12 protein-coding genes are annotated in these 13,852 nt (G+C 50.8%); 10 read left to right on the top strand and 2 right to left on the bottom strand.

Annotated elements, in window-relative coordinates:
• Nucleotides 1-82: 82 nt before the first annotated feature.
• The 5 genes from apt (at nucleotide 83) to PGW97_RS11690 (ending at nucleotide 5,430) form a co-directional block, all read left to right on the top strand.
• Nucleotides 83-628, top strand: a complete 546-nt coding sequence (apt, locus tag PGW97_RS11710) for an adenine phosphoribosyltransferase (protein WP_047887795.1) — start codon at nucleotides 83-85, stop codon at nucleotides 626-628.
• 113 nt (nucleotides 629-741) lie between these two features.
• Nucleotides 742-3,024: a DNA polymerase III subunit gamma/tau gene (gene dnaX / locus PGW97_RS11705; RefSeq protein WP_273857371.1), complete on the top strand. Its 2,283-nt coding sequence runs from the start codon at nucleotides 742-744 to the stop codon at nucleotides 3,022-3,024.
• A 27-nt stretch (nucleotides 3,025-3,051) separates the two neighbouring features.
• Complete coding sequence (locus PGW97_RS11700; protein ID WP_047887793.1) at nucleotides 3,052-3,381, top strand: YbaB/EbfC family nucleoid-associated protein; 330 nt, start codon at nucleotides 3,052-3,054, stop codon at nucleotides 3,379-3,381.
• Between the two features lie 3 nt (nucleotides 3,382-3,384).
• The gene (recR, locus tag PGW97_RS11695) at nucleotides 3,385-3,987 is read left to right on the top strand and encodes a recombination mediator RecR (RefSeq protein WP_047887792.1); all 603 of its coding nucleotides are present in this window, start codon (nucleotides 3,385-3,387) and stop codon (nucleotides 3,985-3,987) included.
• Between the two features lie 402 nt (nucleotides 3,988-4,389).
• Nucleotides 4,390-5,430 carry a porin gene (locus PGW97_RS11690; RefSeq protein ID WP_273857370.1) on the top strand — a complete coding sequence of 347 codons (1,041 nt, stop codon included), beginning with the start codon at nucleotides 4,390-4,392 and terminating at the stop codon, nucleotides 5,428-5,430.
• Nucleotides 5,431-5,924: 494 nt separating this feature from the next.
• Here the strand turns inward: PGW97_RS11690 and PGW97_RS11685 are convergent, their stop codons facing one another.
• A complete protein-coding gene (locus PGW97_RS11685) occupies nucleotides 5,925-6,473 on the bottom strand; it encodes a regulatory protein ToxS (RefSeq protein ID WP_273857369.1) in 549 nt (182 codons plus the stop codon).
• Nucleotides 6,464-7,390 carry a winged helix-turn-helix domain-containing protein gene (locus tag PGW97_RS11680; RefSeq protein ID WP_217393542.1) on the bottom strand — a complete coding sequence of 309 codons (927 nt, stop codon included), beginning with the start codon at nucleotides 7,388-7,390 and terminating at the stop codon, nucleotides 6,464-6,466. Before PGW97_RS11680 ends, PGW97_RS11685 begins: the two co-directional genes overlap by 10 nt.
• 348 nt (nucleotides 7,391-7,738) lie before the next feature.
• Here PGW97_RS11680 and htpG point away from each other — a divergent pair, with 348 nt between their 5' ends.
• From htpG to PGW97_RS11655, 5 genes are all read left to right on the top strand, one after another.
• Nucleotides 7,739-9,637, top strand: coding sequence for a molecular chaperone HtpG (htpG, locus tag PGW97_RS11675; RefSeq protein WP_047887789.1), 1,899 nt, complete (start codon nucleotides 7,739-7,741; stop codon nucleotides 9,635-9,637).
• A gap of 197 nt (nucleotides 9,638-9,834) precedes the next feature.
• The gene (gene adk, locus PGW97_RS11670) at nucleotides 9,835-10,479 is read left to right on the top strand and encodes an adenylate kinase (protein WP_047887788.1); all 645 of its coding nucleotides are present in this window, start codon (nucleotides 9,835-9,837) and stop codon (nucleotides 10,477-10,479) included.
• A 213-nt stretch (nucleotides 10,480-10,692) separates the two neighbouring features.
• Complete coding sequence (gene hemH / locus PGW97_RS11665; protein WP_217393544.1) at nucleotides 10,693-11,688, top strand: ferrochelatase; 996 nt, start codon at nucleotides 10,693-10,695, stop codon at nucleotides 11,686-11,688.
• A 142-nt stretch (nucleotides 11,689-11,830) separates the two neighbouring features.
• Nucleotides 11,831-13,135: an inosine/guanosine kinase gene (locus PGW97_RS11660; RefSeq protein WP_047887786.1), complete on the top strand. Its 1,305-nt coding sequence runs from the start codon at nucleotides 11,831-11,833 to the stop codon at nucleotides 13,133-13,135.
• Between the two features lie 140 nt (nucleotides 13,136-13,275).
• Nucleotides 13,276-13,812, top strand: coding sequence for an outer membrane beta-barrel protein (locus PGW97_RS11655; RefSeq protein WP_047887785.1), 537 nt, complete (start codon nucleotides 13,276-13,278; stop codon nucleotides 13,810-13,812).
• The last annotated feature ends 40 nt before the right edge of the window (nucleotides 13,813-13,852 follow it).

Raw genomic sequence — 13,852 nt, 5'->3', positions numbered from 1 at the left:
ACTACTATTTGAGCCGGTTTTTATCGGCTTTTAGCCGTTTCACTTACATTTGCCCCGTTGGGAGGGGCACGGATAATCGAATATGAATCAAGATAAGCTCGCGTTGATTAAAAACAGTATTAAATCAATCCCTGATTACCCAAAACCAGGGATTCTGTTTCGTGATGTGACCAGCCTGATGGAAGATCCTGAGGCTTACCGTGCAACGATGCAGGTGCTGATTGATCAGTACAAAGACAAGGGCATTACGAAAGTGATTGGTACTGAAGCGCGTGGCTTCCTGTTTGGTGCACCGCTCGCACTGGAACTGGGTGTCGGTTTCGTGCCGGTACGCAAGCCGGGCAAACTGCCGCGTGAAGTGATCGGCGAAAGCTATGAGCTGGAATACGGCCAGGATACGCTTGAAATCCACGTAGATGCTATCCGCGAAGGGGACAAAGTCCTGCTGGTAGATGATCTGCTGGCAACAGGCGGTACGATTGAAGCGACCACTAAGCTGGTACGTCGTTTGGGCGGTATTGTTGAAGATGCAGCATTTGTTATTAACCTGCCTGATATCGGCGGCGAACAGCGTCTGCAAGGTATCGGCCTGAAGGTCTTCAGCATCTGTGATTTTGACGGCCACTGACAGGCTGTCTGGCCAGGTGACTGGCTAATCATTGGGCGCTCGTCGAGCGCCCTCTCGCCCCATTATCCTCCCTGTGCTAGCATTGAGTTCTTGATTCTGTAAGGTTAGTTAACATGAGTTATCAGGTTCTGGCACGTAAATGGCGCCCGCACCAGTTTGCTGATGTGGTGGGTCAGTCCCACGTTTTGACAGCACTGGAAAATGCGCTTGCCCATAACCGTTTGCACCATGCCTACTTGTTCAGTGGAACAAGAGGGGTAGGTAAAACCACGATCGCCCGTATTTTTGCGAAAGGCCTGAACTGTGAGCAGGGTGTCACGGCTTCACCGTGTGGGCAGTGTGAGACTTGTCGTGAAATCGATGAGGGACGCTTTGTCGATCTGTTAGAGATCGATGCCGCCTCACGCACCAAGGTTGAAGATACTCGAGATCTGCTGGATAACGTGCAATACAAGCCGGCTCGGGGACGGTACAAGGTTTACCTGATTGACGAAGTGCACATGCTCTCTCGTCACAGCTTTAACGCCTTACTGAAAACACTCGAAGAGCCGCCGGAATACGTTAAATTCATTCTGGCGACCACCGATCCGCAAAAGCTGCCGGTGACGATCTTGTCGCGCTGTCTGCAGTTTCATCTCAAACATCTGGATAATACTCAGATTCAGGCGCAGCTTGAGTACGTACTTACCCAAGAGCAGGTTGAATTTGAACCTCGCGCATTAAGTCTGCTGGCCCGTGCGGCTGAAGGCAGTATGCGTGATGCACTGAGCCTGACCGATCAGGCCATTGCACTGGGGAACGGCAGTGTACACGCGACTGCGGTGTCGGAAATGCTGGGTACCCTGAACACGGAACAAGCTCTGTATTTACTGGAAGCGGTTGCCCAAGGGGAAGCCCAGCCAGCCATGGCTTGCCTGGAAGAACTGGCGGGTGTCGGCGTTGAGTGGGACAGTCTGCTGCGTGAGCTTGCTTCCCAGCTTCACCGCGTTGCCATGTACCAGGCATTACCGGCATCGCTTGATGATTCTGTACCGGATGCCGAGCGTATTGTGCTGCTCAGTAAAGCGGTATCGCCGCAGGAAGTGCAGCTGTGCTATCAAATTGCGTTGCAAGGGCGACAGGATCTGGCTTACTCGCCGGATGGCCGTACCGGTCTGGAAATGGTGTTGTTACGCATGCTGGCGTTCCGTCCTGTTGCAGTGTCAACGGTGACGCCTCAGACGATTGCTGTTCCTGAGGCGCAACCGGCGACTCCATCGGTCTCACGGACGCCAAGTCCTATGGGGCAACATCCCGCGGGCCAAACGCCTGCCGGACAAGGCCAGGGGATGCAGCGCGTACAGGCCCTGAGAGCGCAGATGCAGACACCAGCTGCTCAGCCAATGGCTCAGCCGGCGGCGCAAAGGCCGATGCCTGCGGCCCACCATTATGAGAATCCTCCAGCTTACGACGCGCCGCCAGTGCCGGATTACTCTGAGTCATACGGCCCGGAGTCTCAGCATGTGGATCCGGGTGTGGCGTATCCGCAATCGCCACCGTCTGGTCAGGCTGCGCTCAGCCAGCCCGTGCATAATCAGCAAGCGAATAATCAGCCAGTGCACACTCAGTCAGCGCAACCGGCGGCAGAGCGTCCGGCTTCGGCAGCTTCTGGTCTGTTGGCGGCAAGGAACAAATTACGGAGTCAGGTGAAGCGTGATGGCGCGGCACCGGCCAGCGGAAAAAAGACCCAACCGGTACAGGCTAAAAAAGTCGCGACCGGCAGCGTTCTCGATCGAATTGCCAGTAAGCAAAACGGTCGTCATGCTGCCGCACCTGATGCGATGCCGGTACCGGGTATGCCGGGAGGCGGTTCACCGTCACAAGCGGCACCGCACTCTACCGCACCGCAGGAATACCAGTGGCGGCCAACGGCGGAGCCTGATGAGTCTGTTGTCGTAACCGAAGTTGCTCCTGCCCAGATGAAACAGGCGTTGGAACATGAAAAAACACCTGAAATGGTGAATTTGCTTGTCAACGAAGCGGCAAATCAGGATAGTTGGTCGGATTGGGTGACTAAGCTTAATGTAGGTCGTATGGTTCAACAGCTTGCCCTGAACTCTGCGTTTGAGCGCAGTGGCGATGCGGTAACACTGACGCTGCGACCGAGTCAGAAGCACCTGGATACACCGAAAGCGCGTGAGCAACTGGCTCAGGCACTGAGCGAATTGTTTGGTGCGGCGATCAGCCTCACCATCGAATTAAGTGATAGGGGACGTACACCGCTGGAATGGCGGGAGTGCCTCTATCAGGAAAAACTGGATCAAGCCCGGCAAAGCCTGATGGCTGATCCCAACGTGAATTTCATTTGTCAGCGGTTTGCTGCTGTACTGGATGAAGATAGCGTAAGACCCTTATAGATTAACCAGACCATAGAGAGAGAACATATGTTTGGTAAAGGCGGTATGGCTAACATGATGAAGCAGGCGCAACAAATGCAGGAGCGCATGCAGAAAATGCAAGAAGAGATCGCGAGTATGGAAGTCACTGGTGAGTCCGGTGCCGGCCTGGTAAAAGTGACTCTGACTGGTAGCCACAGCGTGCGTCGTGTTGAGCTGGATGACAGCCTGATGGAAGACGACAAAGACATGCTGGAAGATCTGATTGCTGCGGCGTTCAATGATGCGGCACGTCGTATTGAAGAAGCTCAAAAAGAGAAGATGGCAAGCGTGACTGGCGGTATGAACCTGCCAGCTGGCTTTAAGATGCCATTCTGATAAATGCGTACCAGTCAATTACTGGAGCAATTAATGGAGGCCTTACGTTGTCTGCCTGGGGTTGGCCCCAAGTCAGCACAGCGGATGGCCTTCAGTTTGTTACAGCGAAATCGTCAGGGTGGCCTGCAACTGGCGGATGCTTTGCAAAAAGCCATGACGGAAATCGGTCACTGCCGTGATTGCCGGACGTTTACGGAAGAAGAGGTGTGCTCCATCTGTTCAAATCCGCGTCGTCAGGAAAACGGCCAAATCTGTGTTGTGGAAAGTCCGGCAGATATTCTGGCGGTCGAAGCCACCGGGCAGTTTTCCGGCCGGTATTTCGTGCTGATGGGACACCTGTCGCCGCTTGATGGCATCGGGCCGTCGGATATCGGGCTGGATGTTCTGGAATTCCGGATGCAGACCGAAACCATCAGTGAAGTGATTCTGGCAACCAACCCGACTGTAGAAGGGGAGGCGACAGCTCACTACATCGCTGAACTGTGTGGCGAGTATCAGGTTGAAGCCAGCCGTATTGCTCATGGTGTACCGGTTGGCGGTGAGCTGGAGCTGGTGGATGGCACGACCTTATCCCATTCTCTGGCTGGTCGACACAAGCTGATCTGACGGCAGCGCAATACGTAGCGTTAGCTAACTCAAAAAAATACCAACTCTCGATTTAGTCGGGCGTTGGTATTTTTTTATCTTTCCTCGGCAAAAGCCCGTATTTCTTTGCGCTCAATGATGAGTTTTTAGCTGATTGAGATTTTTAGAGTCTGATTTAGTTTTTATATCACCTTAATTTCTAAGGATAACTATTTAAATATCGTTTAAGACTGTTTTTGTTCATAACCCTTTGTTTCTATGTGTTTAATAGTCCGTGTCTCCCTAATGGCCAACACACCTTACGGGAAACATGCTGGCTGAAGTTGTGTGCTTTTTGTACCGATGTCATCCGGCAGGTAGCAGTGAAAAATAAAAAACTGACGCCCAAAGAAGGGCTGATAGAGACAATAATTAGGAGTGAACATGAAAAAGACAGTTGTAGCAGCTGTGATCGGTTCAGTGGTTGCCAGTGCATCAGCAATGGCAGCGGAAGTGTATAAATCCGATGACCTTTCAGTAAACATTTACGGTAACCTGCGTGTTCGTTACGAGACGACTGATAACGGCATCATGGGCGCTGACGACACGTTCACCGGCGAAGGGACAGAGCTGGGTCTGAACATGACCTACTTCATGCCAAACGGCCTGTACGTGAACGGTGATGTCCTTAAAGAGCTGAACATCATTCCTGAAGACGGCAACGGCTTTGATGATGAAGAATTCACGAAATTCGCTTCTGCTGCGATCGGTGGTGATTTCGGTGAATTCCGAATTGGTCGAATGTCAGCAGTGCAGGATACGCTGGCCGGTCAGTACGATATCACCTGGGAATACGGTGGTACGGCCAACATTAAAAACGACTGGTCAGCAACAGATCGCCTGACTAACGGCGTGCAGTACAAATTTGAAAAGAACGGTTTCACTGTGATGGCTCAGTACCACACTGGTCAGGAATATGATGACCGTGATGGTGTGATCAGCGGTGACATCATCGAAATCGATCAGGCCTATGCACTGGGTGTAGCATGGGAATCAGATTTCGGTCTGGGCTTGTCCGGTACCTACACCAGCTCTGAGCGTACGGAAAAAGACAAGATCTTTGGCGATGACAAAGATGATTCATGGACACTGAACGCCACATACGCGTGGAATACCCTGTCACTGGCAGCGATGTACTCCGACTATGACTTTGCGGGCGATGAGCAAACCGGTGTGGGTGCGATGGTACGCTACGATTTCCCAATCGGTGTGGGCCTGTACGGTGTGTATGATTATGTTGACTACGACACCAAAGACAACACGCTGGATCAGTTCACCGTGGGTGCCGACTACTGGCTGACCAGCCAAGTGGTTTCATACATGGAATATGCTGACATGAGCTACGACGAAGAAAAAACCGCAATTGATGGCCAGAAGATGATGGATGACAGTGCCTTCACCATCGGTATGCGTCTGTACTTCTAATAATTTGTCTGTTTTGTTCATTATCAAGGGAAGCGTTCGCTTCCCTTTTTTATTGCCGCAAGTAACGCCAGTGTATTGATAACACAAAGCGATAACCGTCTAGCCAACACCGTTAATCTAGGTGTTGCCCACAACACTTTTCTTCCCCAGTGTTCCCAAACTGGCTGGTCGAATCGAGCCAAAACCCCTGAGGCACTGAATGTTAATCCCTCCGTGCCTAAGTACAAGCAAGCCTAAATCCAAGCCCAAGTCCAGGCGTATGTCCTGATACCAAGCTCAACGCTCTTTCTCCCACGAACCCAGAACGCAATTACCGTGCGAACAGAAAAACAACGTCGTGGGACGAACGCTAGGTGTATGGCGACCCAGCAAGACGGAGGGGGAAAGTTAAGAACGTGAGATGTGGAGATAAAGCTGGTCTCTGCCCCCTGATAGCGTTCAGGAGGCAGGTTCAGGACGCCGTCAGGCGCGTCACTGACGGCGAGTAGCAGTGCTTACAGTGAGTAAAGGATCGTGGAACCAAAGCTCAGGCTGGTCAGCAGAATCGACTTGTCATTGCGGATATCAACCCGGCGACTTTGCTCGGCATCCATCCGGAAAATCTGCTTCACAATGCTCAGGTGTTTGGGTTTAAAGTCCAGGTTGTGTCCTGATGTAATATCTTTAAATTCCAATGGCTTAGTAAGTAAATACTCACCGCTGACATCCCAGTTACCGGACTCGGAAATATGCAGCGTCAGTGGTGTAGCTTCATCACTGAACAGCTTCAATACCGTGATTCGCGAGTAAGTATTGTTTGGAAGGTAAATCACATGGCTGGTCTGCTCGACCTGTCGCAGCATCCCCAGCTCTTCCAGGGTGGTGTCCTTGATGCGGCTGACCGAGTTAGCATGCCACTCGCGCGAGGTCAGTAGTTGCTCCAGCTTATAATCGCTGGAAAAGTACAGCCAACCGCTAAACAGGCAGGAAATGCCTAACAGAATAAATGCCCAATATTTTGCAGCCAGGAATTTGAGAGCTGAAGGCTTAATTGTTACTGACATAATGTGGCGTTGTCCTTGTTACTGGTCAGCAAACGCAGAGTCACGTTTTCATTGGGAATCTTGTCATTGTGTACATAGTTCAGCCATAGCTGAGCGCTTTGTCCGCCGGTTGCAATGACTTCGGTCGGCCGACGATCACCTTGGTGATATTCCAGATAAGATTCAACGCACTGACTGATCATGGTTTCCCATTGCGATACCGAAGGGTGGTTCTGCGGTACCAGTACCGGAATACCGTCGATTTGCGTCAGCTGGGTAAACGCAGAGGATTTTTGCGGCATGATCACAGTAACGATCAGCGGCATGACGAAAGCCAGCAATAAAGCGATGATGCTGGCCAGTTTCAGCCCGGCGCTGGTGTGGCTTAAGCTGCCAAAACCGGTATGGTTTTGTGCCATGTAGTGATGACTGACTGAAGCGTGGCTGGCACCTGCCGCCGGATAGTGAGCCGTGTTTGTCTGACCGCTTGCAGAAGGCGTTGAAACGGTTGCCGCGTCGTCAAGCTCAGCAACTGGCAGGCCATCCAGAATTGCTTCCGCAGGCTCCGATTCAGAAACAGGGGGTGTTGAGTCAGACAGGGTTTCCACCGATGCAATCATCTGATAGCCGCGTTTTGGCACGGTTTTGATAAATTCAGGTGATTTGGTGGAATCTTTCAGGGCTTTTCGCAGGGTGGAAATTGCCTGGGTCAGGCTTGAGTCATCGACTTCAAATCCTTGCTCGCGCCAGACATAGTTATGTAATCGGGTGCGTGTAATGATGGCACCCGGTTCTTCCACCAACAAGCACAGTGCCCGGCTTTCATTTGTCCCAAGACGGGTGAGCTCATCCTCTTCGAGCTTGTCGACCAGACTATTATCGTATGGGTCAAAAACAAAACGCTGCCCAATAAGTAACTTACTTTCTATTTTATTCATTTTTAGCATTAACAAAGTTAAATCATGCAGATATATAGCATGAAAAGGCTGAATTATGCCTGAATGTAAAAAACATAAAAAAGTGTTCTGAAAAAACCTCAAAGAGATAAATGCAAACTTTTAGGTTGAAAACCGCCGAGAAGCCCACATGTATACAGAGTAGTGAATTGGGACGGCCATCCGGTGATGAAAAAACAGGGTGGGAAAAGGTATTCCAGACAGCGAAAATCGTCTGAAAGTTAGCGGTGACTCACTTTATAACAGCTGTGTCACCGGGGTTTCAGATTCGACGTCTGCACGTCCTCTTAATGCAAGTTACAAGTGCAAAATACAAGTTTCGGAGTCGAAATGAGCGAACAAACTATCCACAAAAATAAGGAAACCCGTGGTTTTCAGTCTGAAGTCAAACAGCTGCTTCAGTTGATGATTCACTCTCTCTATTCGAACAAAGAAATCTTCCTGAGGGAGTTGATTTCGAATGCGTCGGATGCTGCAGATAAGCTGCGTTTCCGTGCACTGTCTCAACCAGACTTGTATGAAAATGATGCGGATCTGGGTGTGAAATTGTCGTTTAATGCGGAAGCAGGAACGCTGACGATCAGTGATAACGGCATCGGTATGACGCGAGATGAGGTGATTGAACACCTGGGTACGATCGCGAAATCCGGAACAAAAGACTTTTTTGCCAAGCTGAGCGAAGAGGAATCGAAAGATTCTCAGCTGATCGGTCAGTTTGGGGTGGGCTTCTACTCGGCCTTTATCGTCGCCGACCGGGTAACCGTGAATACGCGTGCGGCGGGTGTAGCAGCCGATGAAGCGGTGTCCTGGGAATCGACCGGTGAAGGCGACTACACCGTTGAGAGCATCGAAAAGGCAAGCCGCGGCACCGAGATTATTCTTCACCTGCGTGACGATGAAAAAGAATTCCTGAGCGAATACCGTCTGCGTGACATCATTGGTAAATACTCGGATCACATTGGCATTCCGGTGTATATCCAGACTGTTGAGCGTGATGACGAAGGCAAAGAAACCGGCCGTAAGTGGGAGCAAATCAACAAGGCTCAGGCTCTGTGGACCCGAAACAAAGCCGATATCAGCGATGAAGAATACCAAGAGTTCTACAAACACGTATCCCATGACTTTGCGGAGCCGCTGACTTGGAGCCACAACCGCGTAGAAGGTAAGCAGGACTACACCAGCTTGCTGTATATCCCGTCCAAAGCCCCGTGGGACATGTACAACCGTGATGCCAAGCATGGCCTGAAGCTGTATGTGCAGCGCGTGTTCATTATGGACGACGCCGAGCAGTTCATGCCGTCGTACCTGCGCTTCATGCGTGGTCTGATCGACTCTAACGATCTGCCGCTGAACGTGTCACGTGAAATTCTGCAGGACAACAAAGTCACGCAGTCACTGCGCAAAGCCTGTACCAAACGTGCCCTGACCATGATGGAGCGTCTGGCAAACAATGATGCCGAGAAGTACCAGACATTGTGGAATGAGTTCGGCATGGTGCTGAAAGAAGGCCCGGTTGAGGACTTCGCTAACCGTGACAAAATTGCCAAACTGCTGCGCTTTAGTTCTACCCATGCGGAAACCCAAGAGCAGACGGTATCGCTGGAAGACTACATCGGCCGCATGAAAGAAGGTCAGGACAAGATTTACTACCTGACTGCCGACAGCTTCACGGCAGCTAAGAACAGCCCGCACCTTGAGCAGTTCCGTGCTAAAGGTCTGGAAGTACTGCTGATGTTTGATCGCATCGATGAGTGGCTGATGGGTCACCTGCCGGAGTTTGAAGGCAAAGCCTTCCAAGCGATCACCAAAGCGGATCTTGATCTGTCCAAGTTTGATGACGAGGAAGAAAAAGAGAAGCGTAAAGAAACAGAGGAAGCCTTCCAGTCAGTGGTTGAGCGCACGAAAACCTACCTGGGCGATCGCGTTCAGGATGTGCGTACTACCTTCAAACTGAAAGACACGCCAGCGGTTGTTGTGACCGGCGAAAATGAAATGGGAACACAGATGGCGAAACTGCTGGCTGCAGCGGGTCATTCTGCTCCTGAAGTAAAATACATTTTTGAGCTGAACCCGGAGCACGCGGTCGTCCGCAAGATGGCTGACGAAGCCGACGAGGAAGTGTTCGGTCGCTGGGTCGAGATGCTGCTGGGACAGGCGATGCTGGCTGAAAAAGGCACCATGGATGATCCATCCAAGTTCCTGTCAGCAGTGAACCAGCTGCTGGTATAAAGAAATTTAATCAGCCAGTTAAATCATTAAACAGGCGGGGGGATGTGACTAAGGTCTAATCCCCCCTATCTATGTCAAATTGTATGCTGAGACAGTATGTAATAGCAGTCAGGCAGGGCAGCCGGGCTTGCGACTAAGGGCTAATCAGTGTATTTTTCATTTTTTTGAAAACTCCATTCAAATCTAAGGGGATCAAGATGCGCATCATTCTTCTGGGCGCTCCAGGTGCAGGTAAAGGTACTCAGGCACAATTCATCAAAGAGAAGTTTGGTATTCCACAAATTTCAACTGGTGACATGCTACGTGCAGCAATCAAGGCAGGGACTGAGCTGGGTCAGCAAGCGAAAGCCGTTATTGATGCTGGTCAACTAGTGTCTGACGACATTATCCTAGGTCTGGTTAAAGAGCGTATTGCTGAAGACGACTGTGCAAAAGGCTTCCTGCTGGACGGTTTCCCTCGTACGATTCCTCAGGCTGACGGTCTGAAAGAAATCGGCGTTGACGTTGACTACGTGATCGAATTTGACGTGCCAGACGCAGTAATCGTTGAGCGTATGGCGGGTCGTCGTGCTCACCTGGCTTCTGGCCGTACTTACCACGTTGTATACAACCCGCCAAAGGTTGAAGGTAAAGACGACGTAACTGGCGAAGACCTGGTTGTACGTGATGACGACAAAGAAGAAACAGTACGTGCTCGTCTGGGTGTATACCATGAGCAAACTGCTCCACTGATCGCTTACTACACCAAAGAAGCTGAAGCAGGCAACACTAAGTACCTGAAATTCGATGGTACTAAGCCTGTAACAGAAGTAAGTGCAGAGCTGGAGAAAGCACTGGCGTAATTCTGCCGGGTAGCTAAACCACTTTAAATCGGGTCAGCCTGTCAGGCTGACCCTTTTTTATGCCTGATTTTATATGCTTGAATAGTGGGGTGGTGAGGAAATCGCCAGTGATCGTATTATTGTTAAGTTCGGTATAACCAGCTGAATTAAAAACTGTTAAAGTGACAAGCGTTTCACTTCAATTATTTGGCTGCGTGAAGTACGAAGGACATTATGAGCGAACAAAGCACAGACCACATTGAACATACGCCTTCCTACGGTGTTCTCCTGGTTAACCTAGGTACGCCGGAAAGTGCGACATCGGCAGGTGTTAAGCATTTCCTGTCTGAATTCCTGCACGATCAGCGTGTCGTCGATATGAGCCGTTGGTTATGGTGCCCGATTCTGCACGGGGTCATCCTGCCAATCCGGTCCCCTAAAGTTGCCAAGTTGTACCAGAGCGTCTGGATGGAAGAGGGCTCGCCGCTGATGGTGTATTCGCGTCGCCAGCAGCAAAAATTGGCTGAAGCGCTGGACGTGCCTGTCGAGCTGGGGATGACCTATGGCAAGCCGGGCATTGAGGACGGTCTGGCCGCTTTACAGGCTCAGGGGTGTCAGCGAGTGGTGGTGTTACCGCTCTATCCGCAGTACTCGCGCACAACTACCGCGGCGGTATTTGATAAAGTGGCGAAGGGGTTGAGGCAGCGTCCGTATCTGCCGGAGCTGCGTTTTATCAATCACTACTTCGATCACCCGGACTATATTTCAGCGCTGGCTGATTCCGCCACACAGTTCTGGGCAGAACATGGTGAGCCGGATTATTTGCTGTGTTCATACCACGGCATCCCGAAGCGGTATGCTGACAATGGCGATCCGTATCCGGAACACTGCAATGGCACCACGGCGTTGTTGGCGGAGAAGCTGGGGATGGCGCGGGAAAAAATGAGCATGAGCTACCAGTCCATTTTTGGCCGGGAAGAGTGGCTGCAACCATATACGGAAGGGACGATTCGTTCTCTGGCTGAGAAAGGCGTTAAACGGCTGGATGTTATGTGTCCGGCGTTTTCGGTGGACTGCCTGGAGACCCTGGAAGAGATCGCCGTGGGCTGTAAGGAAGTTTTCCTTGAAGCTGGCGGGGAGACGTTCAATCTGATCCCTTGTCTGAACGACCAGCCTGAGCATATTGCAATGATGCAGGCACTGGTAAAACAGCACACCCAAGGCTGGTAGGCCAGTGCTGACAAGCTGAAATACGGCGTCCTGGAAATTCTCATTCCGTTAACTAGCTCTCGATTTGTTCGAGAGCTTTTTCTTTCTTGTTCTATATTCTGTGATAGAATTCGCAAAATTTCTCTACAGACAGCTCATCGACATGAAATTTCCAGGCCAACGAAAGTCCAAGCATTACTTTCCAGTACACGCACGTGATCCTCTTCTAAGTCAGTCAAAACAAGAAAAGCGACTCGCTCGTACTCACATCATCGGTATTGATCAGACGCTGGTGGATATTGAAGCCTGTGTTGATGATGAATTCCTGGAGCGCTATGAGCTGAGTAAAGGTCACTCACTGGTGATCACGGATGAAAAGGCGGAAGCCCTGTACCGTGAACTGAAAGAGAAAGAGCTGATCACGCACGAGTTTGCCGGCGGTACCATTGGTAACACGCTGCACAACTACTCAGTGCTGGCAGATGACAAATCTCTGTTGTTGGGTGTGATGAGTAAAGACATTGAAATCGGTAGCTACGCTTACCGCTATCTTTGCAACACATCCAGCCGTATGGACATGAACTACCTGCAACCGGTTGAAGGTCCGATTGGCCGTTGTTTTGCGCTCATTACCAGCGATGGCGAACGTACGTTTGCTATCAACGAAGGCCGCATGAACCAACTGCGTCCGGACAGCATCCCGGAACACGTCTTTGAAGATGCATCAGCGCTGGTACTGACGGCGTATCTGGTGCGTTGTAAAGAAGGTGACCCAATGCCAGCTGCAACGATGCAGGCCATCGAATACGCGAAAAAGTATGATGTTCCTGTGGTACTGACGCTGGGTACCAAGTTTGTGATTGCTGATGACCCGCAGTGGTGGCGTGATTTCCTGCGTGAACACGTGACTGTGGTTGCTATGAATGAAGACGAAGCTGAAGCGCTGACCGGGGAAACCGATCCGCTGATGGCGTCTGAAAAAACCCTGGAATGGGTTGACCTGGTGCTGTGTACCGCGGGGCCTGTGGGCCTGTACATGGCGGGTTATACAGAAAACGCAGCGAAGCGTGAAACCAGCCTGCCGCTGCTACCGGGGGAAATTCCTGAGTTCAATCGCTACGAATTCAGCCGCCCGATGCTGAAAGCCGACTGCCAGGATGCCATTAAGGTATACTCTCACATCGCGCCTTACATGGGTGGCCCGGAGCGTATCAAAAATACCAACGGTGCGGGTGATGGTGCGTTGTCAGCCTTGCTGCACGACATGTCAGCAAACCGCTACCATCGCGAAAATGTGCCGAAATCTAGTAAGCACCAGTACACTTACCTGACGTACTCGTCTTTCTCGCAAATTTGTCTGTACTCAAACCGAGTCAGTTATGAAGTACTGGCACAGCATTCGCCGCGTTTGTCTCGTGGCCTGCCAGAACGAGAGGACAGCCTCGAGGAAGCTTACTGGGAACGGTAATTCCCATAGAGAATACAAAGGCCAACGTAAGTTGGCCTTTTTTATTCTGTTTAGGACAAACTTTACACAAATTTTTTGGCATATTTTATGACCGGCTCCTAGTCTTAGTTTGAGTTACCTCAACAAGGAGTGGGATAAAAATGAAAAAATATGCAGTGGCATTGGCTGTGATGGGAGCGCTCAGCGCGCCGTCTGTGTGGGCTCAGGTTTCTTTACCGCAAGGGACGCAGGAACTGGCTTTACAAGGTAGTCTGGATCTTGACTACGTTGATGATTACCTGTTCATCCTAAATACATCTTATGGTTATTTTATCCGGGAAGACTGGGAGATTGGTGCGGTACTGGATATCAATATGAGTGACAGCACTCAGACCTTCCAGTTTGGTGGTTTTACGGAGTATAACTTTACGAACCAGTCGAATTGGGTGCCTTACCTGGGGGCTGCCGCACAGGTGGCGAACTTGTCAGGGGATAACGGGGATTTTGAATTTGACTTTGAAGATGTGACGGCGCTGAACATTAAGATTGCCGGTGGTATCAAGTATTTCATCAACCCGCATGTCGCGCTGAGTGCCGAAGTGAACTACAACATCTCAACTGATGATATCAGTGTCACCAAAGATGGTCTGGAAGACAGCTTTACCCGTTTCATCTTCGGTACCCGTTTCTACTTCTGATGGAGTACTTGTCACAAGCTACTGAACTATGGCTTGATGA

This window comes from Photobacterium sp. GSS17 (genome assembly GCF_028621875.1).
Lineage (GTDB): Bacteria > Pseudomonadota > Gammaproteobacteria > Enterobacterales > Vibrionaceae > Photobacterium > Photobacterium ganghwense.
The sequence above is the reverse complement of the archived record's forward strand: the minus strand, read 5'-3'. Positions and strand labels throughout refer to the sequence as shown.